Origin of the sequence: Actinokineospora xionganensis, assembly GCF_014323725.1 — a bacterium.
Lineage (GTDB): Bacteria > Actinomycetota > Actinomycetes > Mycobacteriales > Pseudonocardiaceae > Actinokineospora > Actinokineospora xionganensis.
On the sequence record NZ_JABVED010000007.1, the window covers coordinates 180,246 to 197,603 of the forward strand.

Below are 17,358 nucleotides of genomic sequence, written 5' to 3' on the forward strand. Positions count from 1 at the left end.
AAATCCCCGGTCATGCAGATCCAGCGGTACACCGCGTTCAGCGCCGACCCACAAGGCGGCAACCCGGCGGGCGTCGTGCTCGACGCGACAGGCGTCGACGACGCGGCGATGCTGGCCGCCGCGGCCGAGGTCGGCTACTCGGAGACCGCGTTCCTGATCCCGCGCGGACCTGGCGAGCTGGACGTGCGCTACTTCAGCCCCCTGGCCGAAGTGCCCTTCTGCGGGCACGCCACGATCGCCGCCGCGGTGGCCCACGCGGACGCCAACGGCCCCGGCACGTTCCGGCTCGCCACCTTGGCCGGGCCGGTGGAGGTGTCGACCGAGATCCGCGACGGGCGGGTGACCGCGACGCTGGTCAGCGTCGAGCCCCGGTCGGTCGAGATCGGCGACGACGACCTCACGGCGCTGCTCGCGGCGCTGCGCTGGGACGCCGCGGACCTCGACCCGGCGATGCCGGTCCGGGTCGCCTTCGGCGGCAACTGGCATCCGGTCGTCGCGGTGTCCACCCGTGCGCGGCTGGCCGACCTGGACTACGACTTCGATCTTCTGTCCGGGCTGATGACGGCCCGCGACTGGACGACGATCGAGCTGGTCTGGCGGGAGTCCGACACCGTCTTCCACGCGCGTGACCCGTTCCCGCCCGGGGGCGTCGTGGAGGACCCGGTCACCGGCGCCGCGGCGGCCGCGTTCGGCGGATACCTGCGTGAACTCGGTCTCATCGAACCGCCCGCGACCCTCACCGTGCACCAGGGCGAGGACATGGGCAGGCCCGGGGTGATCACCCTGGGTATCCCGCTAAACGGCGGTATCTCGGTGTCCGGCACAGCCGTGCCGGTACCCGACCCCGCCTGACCGGCGAGCCGGGGGCCGGCTACCGTTTAAACCACTGGGGTCGCAACCGACGGGACGAATCGAACGTCCTAGGTGACGACCGAGTCGATCTCTGAGGGGAACACCCACGTAATGCGCAAGACGACCCTTTTGGTGTGCGGCGCGGCCCTGGCCGCTCTCACCCTGACCGCGTGCAACTCCGCCACCCCGTCGACGGGCACGTCGGGTGCGGGCACCTCGACCGAGGCCAAGCCGACCAAGTCGGGCTTCGACAGCCTCAAGGCGCTCAGCGACGCCGTGACCGAGAAGAGCGACGGCGAGAAGAGCGCCCACTTCAAGTTCACCGGCGAGGCCGGGGGCCAGAAGCTCGAGGGCGAAGGTGACTTCAACTTCGCCGGCGAGAAGACCGCGATGCAGATGACCATGAGCACACCCGAGGGCGACATCACGATGCGCTTCCTCGACAACGTGATCTACATGAAGATGCCGCAGCCGCTGGAGCCCGGAAAGCCGTGGCTGAAGATCGACCTGGCCGACAAGGACAACCCGATGGTCAAGGCCATGGGCGGCTCGGTCGACTCGATGAAGAACGCCGACCCGCGCCAAACGCTCAAGCAGCTCGCCGACGCCGGTGAGATCAAGTCGTCGGAGGAAGTGGAGCTCGACGGCAAGTCGACCACCCACTACAAGATCCTCGTCGACACCAGCAAGCTCAAGGGCAGCGGGCTGGGCATGGACGAGCAGTCCATCGCGGCGATGGAGAAGGCGGGCATCAAGGAGATGCCGGTCGAGGTCTGGGTCGACGAGGAGAACCTGCCGGTTCGCTTCGTCGTCGACGTCCCGGGCAAGGGTGGCGCGAGCAGCAAGGTCCAGGCCGATTACAGCGACTGGGGCAAGGCCGTCAAGGTCGAGGCTCCCCCGGCCGCCGAGGTCGCGGAAATGCCCGGCAGCTGACCGGACAACGCATGACGAGCGCCCCCACGGAAATTCCGTGGGGGCGCTCGTTTGGTCTGACCCAGGTGTCGGCCGTGGGACAAAGATCAGCCCATGTCCCGTGTTACAGCGGTGGTCGGTCGGGGGACGGACTTAACCCATGTCCCGTGTTACAGCGGTGGTCGGTCGGGGGGACGGACTTAACCCATGTGCGGGTAACGGTGGTCAGTCGGCGGCACGNACGGACTTAACCCATGTCCCGTGTTACAGCGGTGGTCGGTCGGGGGACGGACTTAACCCATGTCCCGTGTTACAGCGGTGGTCGGTCGGGGGGACGGACTTAACCCATGTGCGGGTAACGGTGGTCAGTCGGCGGCACGAAGGTCTCCTTGATCGACCGCGGGCTCACCCAGCGCTGCAGGTTGTAGATCGAGCCCGCCTTGTCGTTGGTTCCGGACGCGCGGCTGCCGCCGAAGGGCTGCTGGCCGACGACGGCGCCGGTGGGCTTGTCGTTGACGTAGAAGTTGCCCGCCGCGAACCGCAGGGCCCGGTGGGCCTGCTCGACGGCGGAACGGTCGGTGGCGAAGATGGCGCCGGTGAGCGCGTACGGCGAGGAGCTGTCGACCAGTTCCAGGACCTTCTCGAACTCGGCGTCGTCGTAGACGTGCACGGCGAGGATCGGGCCGAAGTACTCGGTGGTGAACACGTCTTGCAGCGGGTCGCTGCCGACGAGCACGGTGGGCTGCACGAAGTAGCCGACCGAGTCGTCGCAGGTGCCGCCTGCGAGGACCTCGATGGACGAGTTCGCCGCCGCGCCCTCGAGCGCGTCCTTGTGCTTCGCGAACGCGCGCGCGTCGATCACGGCGCCGCCGAAGTGGCTGAAGTCGGTGACGTCGCCGTAGCTCAGGGACTTGACCTTGTCGGCGAGTTGCTCGCGCACACCGCCGTCCCAGAGGGAGCGGGCGATGTAGGCGCGCGAGGCGGCCGAGCACTTCTGGCCCTGGTACTCGAACGCGCCGCGGACCATGCCGTTGACCACGGCGGCCGGGTCGGCCGAGGGGTGCGCGACGATGAAGTCCTTGCCACCGGTCTCGCCGACGATGCGCGGGTAGGAGCGGTAGGTGTCGAGGTTGTCCCCGATGAGCCGCCACAGTGCCTTGAAGGTCTTGGTGGACCCGGTGAAATGCAGACCGGCGAACTCGGGGTCGGTCATGGCGACCTCGGAGACGGCGTGGCCGTCGCCGGTGACCAGGTTGATCACACCGGCAGGCAGGCCCGCGGCTTCGAGCAGCCGCATGGTGTGGTGCGCGGCGAGCTGCTGGGTCGGCGACGGCTTCCAGACGACCGTGTTGCCCATCAGAGCCGGAGCGGTCGGCAGGTTGCCCGCGATCGCGGTGAAGTTGAACGGCGTGATCGCGGTGACGAACCCGTCGAGCGGGCGGTGGTCGAAGCGGTTCCACATGCCCGGCGAGGACGCGGGCTGCTCCTGCAGGAGCCGCTTCGCGAAGGACACGTTGTAGCGCCAGAAGTCGATCAGCTCGCAGGCGCTGTCGATCTCCGCCTGCTGGGCGGACTTCGACTGGCCGAGGATCGTGGCGGCGTTGAGGGTGTCGCGCCAGGGGCCCGCGAGCAGGTCGGCGGCACGCAGCAGCACGGCGGCGCGCTCGTCGAAGGGAAGCTCGCGCCAGGCCGGGGCGGCCTTCTTCGCCGCGGCGACGGCGTCGGCGACGTCGGCGGCCGTGGCCTGGGCGGTGGTGCCGAGGACGTGGCGGTGGTCGTGCGGCTGCACCACGTCGACGCGGTCGCCGCCCGCCATGCGCTGCTCACCGTCGATCGTCATGGTGAGTTCGAGCCGCTCGCCTTCCAACTCCGCGATCCGCCGCCGCAGCGACTCACGCTGCGGCGTCCCGGGGGCGTAGGAGTTGATCGGCTCGTTCGACGGCTCGGGAACCGACGATATTGCGTCCATCGTGTGGCTCGCCTCCCTGTGACTGGCTCACGGCAGTTGGGTTCGGCGAGTCCCGCTTGTGGCCACTCGCCCTTGAGCGCCATCCTGTCATGGGATGTTTCAGCGTTCTACAGCAACTCCAGCAAAAACGGCAGCTCCTGCGGCGCGTACCAGGCCAACTCGTGGTCCTCGGCGTCGCCAAGAGTGAATTCGGCGTCCGGATCGCCCATGTCGGCGGCGTCGATGACCGCGGCGGCGGCCCGCACGGCGTCCTGCGCGTCCTCGGTGTCGAGGTGGATCGCGGCGATCACCTTCAGCGGGATCGGACCGGCCAGCTTGACCACCGCGTAGTCCAGGTCGGGCCGCAGCAGGGCGCCGTCGACGTCGGCGGAGACGACCGCGCGGCGCATGACGGTCTTCGGGTCTTTGTCCAACTCGGCGTTGAGCAGGCGCAGCGAGGCCCGGGCCGCGTCGAGCATGGCGGCGTACTCCAGCTCCTCGTCGCCGCCGGTCGCGTACGACTCACGCAGGGCGGGGGTCAGCGAGAACGCGGTGTTGCCCACCGCGACCAGCTCCCCGCCGGAGTTCAGCTCATCCAGCATGGCCACCGTCGCCGGCACGTACACCCTCACAGCACCCTCACAGTCACGCTCACGGTCACGCTCGGACAGTCGTCATGAGCTCTTCTACCGACTCTTCCATCATCCTCGCCAACGCGGCCACATCGGACATCGCCGACCGGTCGCCGGTGAGCCCGAAAAACACGCCGCCGTCGTAGGACGTGACCCCGATCGCGAGGGCCTGGTTCTTGTTCAGCGGCATCACCGGGAACATCTCGGTCATCCGCGCCTGCCCCGCGTAGAGCGGAACCTGCGGGCCGGGCACGTTGGTGATCACCAAGTTGAACACACGCTGGGAGAACGACGCCGCGGCGCGCGCGCCGAGCGAGTGCAGCGTCGGCGGGGCGAACCCGCCGACGCCGAGCAACGCCGAGGCCGCGACCAGGCCCGCGTCGCCGTGGGCGCGCATGGCGTGGCTGATGTGCTGCAGCCGCACGAACGGGTTCGGCTCGCCGACCGGCAGGTCCACGAGATGGGCGCTGACCTTGTTGCCCAGCATCCCTGGAACGGTGCCATCCGCGTCGCCGTCGCGCACGGCGAGCGGGACCAGCGCCCGCACCCTCGTCGACGACGTGACCTGCTCCCCGCGCGAAAGCAGCCACGAGCGCAGCGCGCCGGAGATGACGGCGAGGACGACATCGTGCACGGTGCCGCCGTGGCCTTGGCGCACGCTGCGCAGGTCGTCGAGGCGGGCGCGGGCCACCGCGAACACCCGCGCCTTGCTCACCGGGGCGTTGAGCGGGCCGCCGGTGGTCGGGTGGGTGGCGATGCCGATGGCTGAGACGATCGCCGCGGCGACCTTCTGGCTGGTGCTGACCACGTCGGAGACAGCCGAGCGCACGTTCTCGACGACCTCGCGCGGGCGGCGGACCGTGTCGGACACCGCGTCCATGACGAGCTTGGTCGGCCCCGGCATCCGGCGCGGCAGCCACGGCTCGTCCGGTTCGAGTTCGGGGGCGTGCGGCGAGGACTCCAGGATGATCTGGCCGAAGTCGATCGTGCGCACACCGTCGACCATGGCCTGGTGGGTCTTGGTGACCAGGGCGACGTGCCCCTGGGCGAGCCCCTCGATGAGGTACGCCTCCCAGAGCGGGCGGTTCTGGTCTAGCGGGCGGGCCATCAGCCGGGCCACCAGGTCGAAGAGCTGCTCGTCGCTGCCCGGTTTGGGCAGGGCGGATCGGCGCACGTGGTAGGCGACGTCGAAGTCCGGGTCGTCCACCCAGACCGGTCGGGCGAGGTAGCCGGGGACGGTGGCGACCTTCTGCCGGTAGCGCGGGACCAGCGGGAGCCGCTGCTCGATCAGCGAGACGAGTTGGGAGTAGGCGAAGCCCGACCGCGGTCTGCGGAACACCGCGACCCCCGCGACGTGCATCGGCGTCGCCTGGTCCTCGAGGTAGAGGAACGAGGCGTCGAGGGCGGAGAGGCGCTCGGGCATGAACCCGATCCTGACACATCGCGATGTCCCGAAGGTGACGTGCGATGCTGGGCGATGTGTCCCGCGATTTCTCTGGCCCTTCCCCCAAAGACCGGTTCGTCACCGTGTACGGCCGCAAGCCCGTGCTCGAGGCGCTCGCCGACGACCGGCTCTCGGTCGACAAGGTGGTGCTCGCCGACAACGCGCACGGCGCCGCCGCCCGGGAGATCCTCGACGCGGCCCGCCACCGCGGCGTGCCGGTCCAGCGGGCCACCGCGCAGCGGGTGAAAGTCTTGGCGGGCAACGGAAAGCAGGACCAGGGCGTCCTCGCCGACGTCGTCGCGCCGCGGATGCGCCTGCTCGCCGACGCCCTCGCGGGCCGCTCGGCGCCGCGCTCGGTGCTGCTTCTCGACGGCATCACGACCCCGGCGAACGTCGGGATGATCCTGCGCACCGCGACCGCCGCGGGCCTCGGCGGGATCGTCGTCCCCCGACGCGGGGTGGCCACGATCGACCCGATGGTCGTGAAGGCGTCCGCCGGTGTGGCGTTCACCGCACCCGTCCTGCGCTGCGCCACCGCGGCCGAGGCGGCGGCCGACCTGCGGGCGGCGGGCTACACCCTCTACGGCATGGACGCGGGCGCACGGCGCACGGTGTTCGACGCGGAACTGCCGCAGCGGGTGGCGTTCGTGCTGGGCAGCGAGACGTCCGGGGTGACCGACGATGTGCGGCCGCACATCAACCGGTGGGTGTCGATCCCGATGGCGGGCGGTGTCGAGTCCCTCAACGTGGCCAGCGCCGCGGCGGTGCTGTGCTTCGAGCTGGTGCGGCGCTCACAGGTCCAGCAGGACCGCTAGCTCGTCCATTGTGGACTCGATGGCCCGGTGGTGGATGCCGGTCATCCCCGCCTCCGCGGCCCCGCGCACGTACCTGGCGACGTCGTCGATGAACACGCAGCGGTCCGGCGTGGTGTCCAGGGACCTTGCCGTCAGTTCGAAGATGGCCGGGTTTGGTTTGGCCACACCGACTTCACCGGAGACGATCACCGCGTCGAACAGGTCGGGCAGCCCCCACGGCCTGCGGTCTGCGTTGGACAACAACGCGGTTCGAAGGCCTTTGGCCCGGGCGGACCGGACGACGTCCACGATCGCGGGGTCGGTGAAGACTCCCGCGTAGTCCACGACCAGGGCCTCGTACCTCACAGGTTCCGATACTGCCCTGCCTTGCCCGGGATTCACCACAAGTGGTGACGCGTGTCCTGTTTCACCTACCGAGACGCTCTGTATCGCATGCGGATCAGTGCGTTGGCGGAATACGAACCGCCGCTGTGCGGCGAAGCCGAGGAGAACCGGTGGATCACCCCGGCGCCCCGGCTGGTGTCAGTCGGTGCTGTGCGTGCCCCGGCCCCAGGCCTCGGCCAGGAATCGCTCAGCCGGATGTTCGGGCTGGTGCTCGAGGCCTTGGACGGCAGACGGCCGGTCGCTCAACTCCGGGGAGCGATGTCGGCTGGGGTGTACGAGGCGATGGTGACCCGGGTGCGGTCGGCTTCGGGGTGGACGCACCGCCTGGCATCGCTGCGGTCGTGTGCGGTGTCGGGAGCGGTCGTTGAGGCCTCGGCGACCGTGCGGGTGTGGCGGCGGGGATCGCCGTGGCGGGCGGTGGCTGTGGTGGCGCGGGTCGAGTTGTCGGCGCACGGGTGGGTGTTCACGTACTTGCGGGTGATCACTCCGGCTTCGTCGGCTGCCCGTCGGGTGGGGTGACTCCGCGTGAAGGACCGCCGAACAGCGAAGGAGCCCCCGCCTGATCAGGCGAGGGCTCCTTCGAGCGAGCAATCAGCGACGCGGCGGCTTCTTCTTCTTGGCCTCAAGCCGCGCTGCCTCACGCCGTTCGCGGCGGGTCGGGCCACCCGGGGCCTCGCCCGCGCCCTCGCTGTGGGACTCGACGCCGCCGTCTTCCGCGGGTCCGCTGTAGCTCAGACGCTGCTGCGGCGGCTCCAGGCCCTTGCCGCGAAGGGCGGCGGGGACCTGGTCGACCTTGGTCGCGGCGGCGGCGCGCTCGGCCTGGGCTCGTTGCTGAGCGGCGATGGCCCTGGCCTGGCGCTGCTCCAACTCCGCCTGGCGGGCGGCGGCGGCCGGGTCGACCGGCTGCTGGGCCACCGACGGCAGGGCCGAGGGCGCCACGTTGAGCTGGACCTGGGGGGCCGGTTCGACCTCCACCGGCAGGTTGAAGAGGAAGCCGACCGACTCCTCCTTCAACGCGTCGAGCATGACGGTGAACATCTCGAAGCCCTCGCGCTGGTACTCGATCAGCGGGTCGCGCTGGGCCATCGCGCGCAGGCCGATGCCCTCCTTGAGGTAGTCCATCTCGTAGAGGTGCTCACGCCACTTGCGGTCGAGGACCGAGAGCATGACGCGGCGCTCGAGGTCGCGCATGGCGCCCTCGCCCGCCCGGGTGTCGATGTCGGTCTCGCGGTCCTTGTACGCCTGGAGGGCGTCGGCGACGATCTCCTCCAAGAGGAAGTCGTGGTCCATGTCGCGGCCGGTGTTCTCGGCCTTGTCGACCAGCTCATCCCAGGTGACCGTGATCGGGTAGAGGGTCTTGAGGGCGGTCCACAGCTTCTCGTGGTCCCAGTCCTCGGCGTAGCCGTCGGCGGTGGCGCCGTCGATGTAGGCGGTCACCACGTCGGTGATCATGTGCTCGATCTGCTCGCGCAGGTCTTCGCCCTTGAGGACGCGCAGGCGCTCGGCGTAGATCACCTTGCGCTGCTTGTTCATGACCTCGTCGTACTTGAGGACGTTCTTGCGGATCTCGAAGTTCTGCTGCTCGACCTGGGTCTGCGCGCTGCGGATCGCCCGGGTGACCATCTTGGCCTCGATCGGCTGGTCCTCGGGCACCTTCAGGGTGTCCATGACCCGCTCGACCATGCCCGCGTTGAACCGGCGCATGAGCTCGTCGCCCAGCGACAGGTAGAAGCGGGACTCGCCCGGGTCGCCCTGACGGCCGGAGCGGCCGCGCAGCTGGTTGTCGATGCGGCGGGACTCGTGGCGCTCGGTGCCCAGGACGTACAGGCCGCCTGCCGCCTGGACCTCGATCTTCTCCGCCTTGACTTCCAGCTCAGCCTTCTCCAGCGCCTCGGGCAGGGCGGCGCGCCACTCGTCGGGGGTTTCCTCCGGGTCCAGGCCGCGGGCGCGCAGCGCCTCCTCGGCGATGTGCTCCGGGTTGCCGCCGAGCACGATGTCGGTACCGCGACCCGCCATGTTGGTGGCGACCGTGACGGCGCCACGGTGACCGGCCTGGGCGACGATCTGCGATTCCTTCTCGTGGTGCTTGGCGTTGAGGACGTTGTGCGGGATCCCCATCTTGACCAGCAGCTTCGACAGGTACTCCGAACGCTCGACGCTCGTCGTGCCCACCAGGACCGGCTGGCCCTTCTCGTGCCGCTCGGCGATGTCCTCCGCGACCGCGAGGAACTTCGCCTCCTCGGTCTTGTAGATCAGGTCCGCCTGGTCCTTGCGGATCATGTTCCGGTTGGTCGGGATGGGGACCACACCGAGCTTGTACGTGGTGTGGAACTCCGCGGCCTCGGTCTCGGCGGTGCCGGTCATGCCGCCGAGCTTCTCGTAGAGCCGGAAGTAGTTCTGCAGCGTGATCGTGGCCAGCGTCTGGTTCTCGGCCTTGATCTCGACGTTTTCCTTCGCCTCGATCGCCTGGTGCATGCCCTCGTTGTAGCGGCGCCCGGCGAGGATGCGGCCGGTGAACTCGTCGACGATGAGGACCTCGCCTGCGCGGACGATGTAGTCCTTGTCCTTCTTGTAGAGCTCCTTGGCCTTCAGGGCGTTGTTCAGGTAGCCCACGAGCGGGGTGTTCGCCGCCTCGTAGAGGTTCTCGATGCCGAGCTGGTCCTCGACCAGCGACACGCCCTTCTCGGTGATGCCGACGGTGCGCTTGCGCTCGTCCACCTCGTAGTGGACGTCCTTCTTCAGCATCGGCGAAAGCCGCGCGAACTCCTGGTACCAGCGCGAGGACTGGTCGGCCGGGCCGGAGATGATCAGCGGCGTGCGGGCCTCGTCGATCAGGATGGAGTCGACCTCGTCGACCACGGCGAAGTGGTGGCCGCGCTGGACCATGTCGTCGAGGGACCACGCCATGTTGTCGCGCAGGTAGTCGAAGCCGAACTCGTTGTTCGTGCCGTAGGTGATGTCGCAGTTGTAGGCCTCGCGGCGCTCGGCCGGGGTCATGTCCGACAGGATCGCGCCGACGGTCAGGCCGAGGAAGCGGTGCACCCGGCCCATCCACTCCGCGTCACGCTTGACCAGGTAGTCGTTGACGGTGATGACGTGGACGCCCTCGCCCGCCAGCGCGTTGAGGTAGGACGGCAGCACGCAGGTCAGGGTCTTGCCCTCACCGGTGCGCATCTCGGCGACCTGGCCGAGGTGCAGCGCGGCGCCACCCATGAGCTGGACATCGAAGTGCCGCTGGCCCAGGACCCGCTTCGCACCTTCCCGCGCCACGGCGAACGCCTCGGGCAGCAGGTCGTCGAGGGTCTCGCCCTCGGCGTAGCGCTTGCGGAACTCCTCGGTCTTGCCGCGCAGCTCGTCGTCGGTCAGGCCGACGACTTCGTCCTCCAGCGAGTTGATGTGCGCTGCGATATTGCGCAGTCGCTTGAGCATCTTGCCCTCGCCCGCGCGCAGAATTCGGGACAGCACCATCCGGTCGACCTCGCTAGCTGATAGTCGTGCGCCCGCTGCGGACGCTCCTGTACGTCATCGTAGGCAACCGACGCCGCAGCGTGCACCGACGCTTGTCGGCAGCGCGCAGGGTACCCGGGTCGGCTCCACCTCCGGACAAACGGCTCAACGCCCCCGATGGTTCCGCACCCGACCCTCCGACACGCCGGTGCCCCGGAGCCGACACGCTCCGGGGCACCGATCGGTCGGTGGCGGGCTGGATCAGACCAGCTTGATCACGCCGTAGTCGAATCCCCTGCGGCGGTACACGACGCTGGGCTGCCCGGAGTCCGCGTCGGAGAAGAGGTAGAAGTCGTGTCCGACCAGTTCCATCTCGTAGAGGGCCTGGTCGACGGTCATGGGCTTGGCCGGGTGCTCCTTTTCCCGGACTACACGCCCTGGCAGATTGTCGGCAGCCTGGTCGTCCCAGCGCTGCTGCTCGGGGAGGTCGGTCATCCCCTCGAATTCGGGCGCGTCCAGCACCGCGAGCTGCGACACCCGCTTGCCGTTGGTCTCGCGCGAGCCGTTGATGACGGCGGATGTCGCCTCGGCGACCGAGGCCGGGCTGCGTCGCCCGTGGTGAACACGCCTGCGGTCGTGCGATCGGCGAAGCCGGTTTTCGAGCTTGGCCACGGCTTGGTCCAGTGCGGCGTAGAAGTCGCCCGCACACGCCTCGGCGCGAACCGCCGGGCCCTTGCCCATACCGGTGATCTCGACCCGCTGGCAGTTCTTCGACTGCCTGCGGTTGGGCTCATGGAAAAGCTCCACGTCGAAGCGGATGACCTTGCGGTCGTACCGCTGCATTCGGGTCAGCTTGTCCTCGACGTGCACTCGGTAATGCTCCGGCACCTCGACGTTACGGCCCTTAACCACGATGTCCATACACGACCTCCCTCGCTGCTTGCGAGCCTTGGATCCGCCGAAACTACGGCGCCGGTATGCCTGGATTCGACGTCCAGAGCGGGGGCCTGACCTGCGGAGAGACACCTCCGGAAGGTTCAGCGCTCCACCGGCGCCAGGGTCATGGGCTGATCGCCTCCTCCCTGCGAACGGGAACGCTGATAGCGCTGAACGCTAGCTCGGGTTTCGGTTCTGCAACAGCCCCCGAGGCGGGGGACATCTCTGGGCAACCGAGAATCACGCCGTGCGACGACCCCGCAGGTAGCCAAGGCCCTTGATTCCGACACGCCGCCGGATGGGTGGTGGATCGTTCACCCACCTGGCGCAAAGTGGCCCACTGAGCGGCGTAGAAGGTTGCTGCGAACGCTTGAAGCACGCGTACCTCCGATGGAGTCTCGGCTCGGTTCGCGTAACGCCACATACCTGGCCAACGGCTGTCGGCGCGGCTTGGTTCCCCGAACCAGGTTCACCCGTGTGGGTGTAGTCCTCGGGTCAGACCGTGGCCGTGAAAGCGAGGATCGCGACTACCGGAATGTCTGCTTTGTCGAGTGCGCGCACGCAGGCGGCGGCTGTCGCGCCGGTGGTGACCACGTCGTCGACGAGGATCGCCGGGGTGCCGGGCGGAGGCGTGGTGCCGCGCTTGACCGAGACGGCGCCGCGAAGGTTCGCGGCTCGCTGACTTCTTGTCAGACCAACTGAATCCCTGGTCCCGGCGACTCGCAGGGCGGGGGCCACGTGCGCTGTCATGCCGTGCCTCGCCAGTTCTCCGGCGGTGTGGACGGCGGCTCGGAGCATGTGGTTGCCGCCCCTTCTCGCCGCCGCGACTGATCTTGAGGGGGCGGGGACCAGCCAGACGTCCTCGGCCCACGGTGGGGCGTCCTCCGCAAGTCGGATTAGCGCTTGCGCGAGGCATTTGCCGAGGATGGGGGCAAGTTCGCGCCTGTTGTCCTTGTAGTGGAGGACGAGTCTTCTGGCGGGGCCCGCGTATGGGGCCAGGGCGTAGGTGGGGGTGGTGAGCGTGCTTCGTTCTATGGATCTCAGGGAAGTGGTGCGGGCGCATGGGGGGCACCAGCGGGTGTTGGGGGCTTCGCAGCCTGCGCAGGTTCTGGGGAGGATCAGGTCCAGGAGGGGCATGAGTTGACGATCGCTTCTCGGACCGTCAGAAGTGGCGCATCCCCGCCGGGTTGTCCACAGGCTCCCGGGCCGCCTCGGTCAGCCGGGGAAGAAGGGTTGCGAGCCTGGGCCCTGGCTGTGCTGGTGGGCCTGCCAGACCTTCCCGGCCTCCTGCGTCGACCACATGCCGGAGCCGTCGGTGACCACGGCTGGTCTGCTCGGCGCGGCGGTGATCGCGGTGACGGGGAGGGTCAGGGTCGAACTGTTGTACGGGTTCACCGTCAGGCCGTCGATGGGCAGGCTCGCCACCGGCATCGTGTTCAGCTCCGTGGCGACGATCAGGGACACCTTGTTGAGCCAGTCGACGCTGATGACCTCTTTGACCTTGCCGCCCTGCAGGGTGCGTGGGAGGCGAATGGCCACGGCGTCGTTGGTGCGGACCACGGAGGCGACCTTGACCTCGCCGTTGACCACGGCGGCCACCCGGACGCCGTCTCGGGACAGGCGGAGTTGGGTGATGGTGCCGCCGTCGGCCGTGAGCTCCGAGGCGTCCACTGAGAGGTCTTCCCAGGTGCCCTGGGAGGTTCTCACCGCCCGCACCACCACGGTCCCGTCCAGGACCGTCCAGACCTCACCGCCACCGTTGGCGTCGCCCAGGAGCCAGGTGGGTCTGGTCAGGGTGGCTGCCGGTGGGAGGTCGATCTGCGGAAGGTCCGCGTTGATCTTGCCGATGCGCAGGCCCATGCCGTTGGGGGTCCGGTGCACCACCGCGAGCTGGCTGCCGTCGAGGGACTGTGCGGCGCTGACGATCTCGTAGGCGCCCGCGCCCGCCGGGCCCTCGATGGGTTTGCCGTCGCGCATCGAGCGGATGGTTCTGCCCGCGACCACGAGGCCCAGCAGGTCCGGTTTCGGGTTCGCCAGGACGTCGTATGAGCCCACGTCGGCCTGACGCCAATCGCCGTGTTGGGGGACGAGTTCGCGGCCCTCGGTGTTGAGGCGCAGGGGGCTGGTGGTGACCTCGGAGACCGATTTGACGATCTGCGCCGCCATTCGCTGGCGGTCCTCGATCGATTTGTCGACTTGGGTCAGGTTGATCAGGACAGCGCCGTCGTTCTCGCGGACGACGTTGGTGCGCAGGTCCACGCCCTCCAGCTGACTTCGGACCGCGCCCTTGAGGGAGTCCGACGGGCCCGCCAGCAGCAGGCGCATCACCCGGCCCTCGATGCCCTCGCTCGGCTCGATCTCCACGTAGCGGGGGTCGGAGACCATGACCCGCTGCTCCGGGTCGAAGAACTGCAGGTTGACCCGACGATAGGCCGCGTCGAACTTGGTCTGCTCGATGAGGAGCACGTCCGGCGGGGTCGAGATGCGCCACTGGCCGTCGGGCTGGCGGCGCACGACGATGCGGTATTCGACCGGCTGGACACCCGGGTAGAACGCGCGGTCGGCCTTGAGCCTGCCGATCTGGGTGGCCGTCAGCATGACGACCTTCTCCTCAGGGTCGGAACCCTGGGGCGGCCGGGTGTCCTGGACCGGTGCGGGCGGGGTCTTGAACCCGTCCTGCAGGATCGTCGGCTCCGGGATGCGCGGCCAGTGCTGCTTGGCCTCGTCGGTGAGATACGTCCGGGCCGCGTCCGGGGTGCCCGCGCGGAAGACGAACTCCTGCACCAGCGACAGCGGATCGAGGTCCGGCGTCGGCTTGCGGACCTGCCGCTCCTGCGGGCCGGGGGCGTCGAGGACCACCTTCGGCGGGGTGCGGTCGGGGATGTTGGCGCAGCCGGTGAGCAGGCCCGCGAACACCATCACGGCGACGAGCAAGCGCTTCACGGCGACACCTCCTCCGGCACGCTCTGCGGCTGCGTCGCGGCGGTCGACGGCTCGACCGGGGGCAGCGACAGCGGGCTGTCCGAATACTCCTCATCCTGGCGTCGGGGCAGTGTGAGCCGGAAGCAGGCCCCCTCCCCCGGCTCGCCCCAGGCGTCGAGGCCGCCGCCGTGCAGGCGCGCGTCCTCCAGGCTGATCGCCAGGCCCAGGCCGGTCCCGCCGGTGTGCCGGTTGCGTGAGGGGTCGGCCCGCCAGAAGCGGTTGAAGACCAGTTCGGCCTCGCCGGTGCGCAGGCCGACGCCGTGGTCGCGGACGGTGATGGCGACGGCGTTGTCATTGGCGGCCAGGCACAGCTCGACCGGCCTGCCCTCGCCGTGGTCGATGGCGTTGGCGAGCAGGTTGCGCACGATGCGCTCGACGCGGCGGGGCTCGACCTCGGCGACGACCTCCTCGTCGGGCAGGTCGAGGACCACCTCGGAGCCGGAGCGCCGCGCGATGACCCGGACGGACTCGACCGCGCGCCGGGCGATGGCCCGCATGTCGGCGTACTCGGACACCAGTTCCTCGACGCCGGCGTCGAGCCGGGAGATCTCCAGGAGGTCGGCGAGGAGCGTCTCGAACCGGTCCAGTTCGTCGACGAGCAGCTCGGTCGAGCGCGCCAGGCCCGCCGGGAACTGCTTGCGCGAGGCGTGCAGGACGTCGGCGGCCATCCGCACGGTGGTCAGCGGGGTGCGCAGCTCGTGGGAGACGTCGGAGGTGAACCGGCGCTGCAACTGGCCGAACTCCTCGAGCTGGCGGATCTGCCGCTCGATGCTCTCGGCCATCTCGTTGTACGACTGGGCCAGCCGGGCGACGTCGTCCTCCCCGGCCACGACCATGCGCTCGTCCAGCTCGCCGTCGGCGAACCGCTCAGCGGCGCGTGCGGCGCGGCGGACCGGGAGCACGACCTGGCGGGTGACCAGGTTGGTGATGCCCGCGAGCAGCAGCATCAGGACCATGCCACCGACCAGCAGGGTGCTCTGGACGACGCCGATCGTGCGCTGCTCAGCGGTCAGCGGGTAGAGCATGTAGAGCTGGACCGCCGGTGAGGCGCTGGTGACGGGGGCGCCCACCATGAGGAACGTGACCCGCTCGCCGCCGCGGTCGACGGTGTAGATCTGCGAGACGGTGTTGTTGTTGCTCGACAGCACGAACTCGCGCAGCGACTTCGGCACGTCCTCGTACGGCCCGGCGACGTCGATGTTGGCCGCGGTCGACCCGGCCGAGTCACTGACCAGCACCGGCTCGAACGCGCCCGCCGAACCCGACGCGGACTGCTGGTCGGGGGAGATCGTGGTGAGCTTGTTGAGCGCGCCCTTGAGCCGGTTGGTGACGTCGGACGTGGCGCTGATGCCGACGAGTTCGCGCTCGGCGATCTGCACGGCGGCCCGGGTCTGCTCGACCGCGGCCGTCTCCTTGGCGCCGACGAGCCGCTCGGTGATCTGGCTCTGCAGCACCATGCCCAGGACGAACACGACCGCCGAGCCCAACGCGAGCGTGCTGACCACGACACGCAGCTGCAGCGAGCGGCGCCACAGGTCGCCGAACGCGGCGGAGCGGCGCCTTCCCGTCGCGACGAGCCTGGTCGCCGCGACGACGAGCGCGCGCAGGTGTCGGGTCAGGAACGCGCTCAACTCAGCACTCTCACGGAGGGCCCGCCTTGTAGCCCACACCTCGGACCGTCAGCACGACCTCGGGGTGCTCCGGGTCGCGCTCGACCTTGGAGCGCAGGCGCTGGACGTGCACGTTGACCAGGCGCGTGTCGGCGGCGTGGCGGTAGCCCCACACCTGCTCAAGCAGCACCTCGCGGGTGAACACCTGGCGCGGCTTGCGGGCCAGGGCGACGAGAAGGTCGAACTCCAACGGGGTGAGCTGGATGGCCTTGCCGTCGCGCAGGACCTCGTGGCCGGGCACGTCGATGGTCAGGTCGCCGATGCCGAGGGTCTCGGCGGGCTCGGACTCGGTGCGGCGCAGCCGGGCGCGCACCCGGGCGACGAGTTCCTTGGGCTTGAACGGCTTTACGACGTAGTCGTCGGCGCCGGACTCCAGCCCGAGGACGATGTCGACGGTGTCGCTCTTGGCGGTCAGCATGACGATCGGCACGCCGGACTCGCCGCGGATCGCCTTGCACACGTCGATCCCGTTCATGCCCGGGAGCATCAGGTCGAGCAGCACCAGGTCGGGTTTGAGCTCACGCAGCGCGGGCAGCGCACGGGAACCATCGGCCACCACGGCGGTGTCGAAGCCCTCGCCGCGCAGCACGATGGTGAGCATCTCGGCCAGAGCCGGGTCGTCGTCCACTACCAGCACACGTGCCTTCATGTGCACATCGTCGCATTGCGCACGGTCAGCGCGTGGATCAGGGCTCAAGCAGGGTCGCGGCGAGGGCGGCGAAGTCGGTGTCCGCGGTCCCGTCGAGGACGTGCCACGGGGAGAGCCAGCCCTTCGCGGCGAGCCCGTCATAGACCGCCGCGCAGCGCGCCTGGAGCCCGCCGTCGGCCTCCCACTTGTCCCGCGCGCGGTCCTCGGTCTTCTCACGGTGCTCGGCGCGCGCGACGGCGAGCTCGGCCGGAACACGGAGCAGCAGCTGCGCGTGCGGGACGGGAAGGGCGAACCGGTCGACCTCCAGGGCACGGACCCACTCGACGAACTCGCCGTCGGCGTCCTCGTGCAGGCGGGCGGCGCCGTACGCGGCGTTGGAGGCGATGTAGCGGTCGAGGAGGAGGACGTCGGAGGTGTCGAGGGCGAACTGGAGGTCGGCCGCGGCGCCCTGGCGGTCCAGGGCGTAGAGGACGGCGGTGCCATAGACGGACTCGCCGAGCTTGCCGAGCCTGCCGTGGAGGCCGTCGTGGACGAGGTCCGCGGTCACGGACTTGCCGTAGCGGGGGAACGCCTTGGTGATGACCTTGGCCCCGCGCTCGGTGAGAGCGGCGGTCAGCTTCTCGGCCAACGTGCGCTTGCCCGCGCCGTCCAGCCCCTCGATGACGATCAGTCGGCCCACGCCGGAAA

At 69.5% G+C, this 17,358-nt stretch carries 15 protein-coding genes; 4 read left to right on the forward strand and 11 right to left on the reverse strand.

Annotated features, from left to right (window positions below):
• The first annotated feature begins 12 nt into the window (after positions 1-12).
• Both GPZ80_RS14420 and GPZ80_RS14425 read left to right on the forward strand, forming a co-directional pair.
• The gene (locus GPZ80_RS14420) at positions 13-852 is read left to right on the forward strand and encodes a PhzF family protein (protein WP_187220854.1); all 840 of its coding nucleotides are present in this window, start codon (positions 13-15) and stop codon (positions 850-852) included.
• A 111-nt stretch (positions 853-963) separates the two neighbouring features.
• Complete coding sequence (locus GPZ80_RS14425) at positions 964-1,785, forward strand: SCO4651 family lipoprotein (protein WP_187220855.1); 822 nt, start codon at positions 964-966, stop codon at positions 1,783-1,785.
• A gap of 319 nt (positions 1,786-2,104) precedes the next feature.
• Here GPZ80_RS14425 and pruA read toward each other — a convergent pair whose 3' ends face one another.
• From pruA to GPZ80_RS14440, 3 genes are all read right to left on the reverse strand, one after another.
• A complete protein-coding gene (gene pruA, locus GPZ80_RS14430) occupies positions 2,105-3,733 on the reverse strand; it encodes an L-glutamate gamma-semialdehyde dehydrogenase (RefSeq protein ID WP_187220856.1) in 1,629 nt (542 codons plus the stop codon).
• A 107-nt stretch (positions 3,734-3,840) separates the two neighbouring features.
• Positions 3,841-4,344: a DUF6912 family protein gene (locus tag GPZ80_RS14435; RefSeq protein ID WP_187220857.1), complete on the reverse strand. Its 504-nt coding sequence runs from the start codon at positions 4,342-4,344 to the stop codon at positions 3,841-3,843.
• A 25-nt stretch (positions 4,345-4,369) separates the two neighbouring features.
• The gene (locus GPZ80_RS14440; protein ID WP_187220858.1) at positions 4,370-5,767 is read right to left on the reverse strand and encodes a WS/DGAT/MGAT family O-acyltransferase; all 1,398 of its coding nucleotides are present in this window, start codon (positions 5,765-5,767) and stop codon (positions 4,370-4,372) included.
• 44 nt (positions 5,768-5,811) lie between these two features.
• Here GPZ80_RS14440 and GPZ80_RS14445 point away from each other — a divergent pair, with 44 nt between their 5' ends.
• On the forward strand, positions 5,812-6,603 hold the full coding sequence (locus GPZ80_RS14445) for a TrmH family RNA methyltransferase (RefSeq protein WP_187220859.1): 792 nt from the start codon (positions 5,812-5,814) through the stop codon (positions 6,601-6,603).
• Here GPZ80_RS14445 and GPZ80_RS14450 read toward each other — a convergent pair.
• Entirely contained in the window at positions 6,580-6,948 is a 369-nt protein-coding gene (locus tag GPZ80_RS14450; protein WP_187220860.1) for an HAD-IA family hydrolase, read from the reverse strand. The genes GPZ80_RS14445 and GPZ80_RS14450 overlap by 24 nt on opposite strands.
• A gap of 87 nt (positions 6,949-7,035) precedes the next feature.
• On the opposite strand from GPZ80_RS14450, the gene GPZ80_RS14455 reads away from it, so the two are divergent.
• Positions 7,036-7,506 (forward strand): Rv3235 family protein, encoded by a 471-nt coding sequence (locus GPZ80_RS14455; RefSeq protein ID WP_187220861.1) that lies wholly within the window; start codon positions 7,036-7,038, stop codon positions 7,504-7,506.
• A gap of 72 nt (positions 7,507-7,578) precedes the next feature.
• Here the strand turns inward: GPZ80_RS14455 and secA are convergent, their stop codons facing one another.
• From secA to GPZ80_RS14490, 7 genes are all read right to left on the reverse strand, one after another.
• Positions 7,579-10,455: a preprotein translocase subunit SecA gene (gene secA, locus GPZ80_RS14460; protein ID WP_187220862.1), complete on the reverse strand. Its 2,877-nt coding sequence runs from the start codon at positions 10,453-10,455 to the stop codon at positions 7,579-7,581.
• 240 nt (positions 10,456-10,695) lie between these two features.
• Positions 10,696-11,355, reverse strand: coding sequence for a ribosome hibernation-promoting factor, HPF/YfiA family (gene hpf, locus GPZ80_RS14465; protein ID WP_187220863.1), 660 nt, complete (start codon positions 11,353-11,355; stop codon positions 10,696-10,698).
• Positions 11,356-11,865: 510 nt separating this feature from the next.
• Positions 11,866-12,168, reverse strand: coding sequence for a ComF family protein (locus GPZ80_RS32725; RefSeq protein WP_246477098.1), 303 nt, complete (start codon positions 12,166-12,168; stop codon positions 11,866-11,868).
• Positions 12,169-12,585: 417 nt separating this feature from the next.
• The gene (locus GPZ80_RS14475; RefSeq protein WP_187220865.1) at positions 12,586-14,313 is read right to left on the reverse strand and encodes an LpqB family beta-propeller domain-containing protein; all 1,728 of its coding nucleotides are present in this window, start codon (positions 14,311-14,313) and stop codon (positions 12,586-12,588) included.
• Entirely contained in the window at positions 14,310-15,983 is a 1,674-nt protein-coding gene (gene mtrB, locus GPZ80_RS14480) for an MtrAB system histidine kinase MtrB (protein WP_187220866.1), read from the reverse strand. The genes GPZ80_RS14475 and mtrB overlap by 4 nt, the downstream gene beginning before the upstream one ends.
• 10 nt (positions 15,984-15,993) lie before the next feature.
• The gene (gene mtrA / locus GPZ80_RS14485; protein ID WP_054056022.1) at positions 15,994-16,671 is read right to left on the reverse strand and encodes an MtrAB system response regulator MtrA; all 678 of its coding nucleotides are present in this window, start codon (positions 16,669-16,671) and stop codon (positions 15,994-15,996) included.
• A gap of 37 nt (positions 16,672-16,708) precedes the next feature.
• Positions 16,709-17,350, reverse strand: coding sequence for a dTMP kinase (locus GPZ80_RS14490; RefSeq protein ID WP_312880324.1), 642 nt, complete (start codon positions 17,348-17,350; stop codon positions 16,709-16,711).
• Positions 17,351-17,358 lie beyond the last annotated feature (8 nt).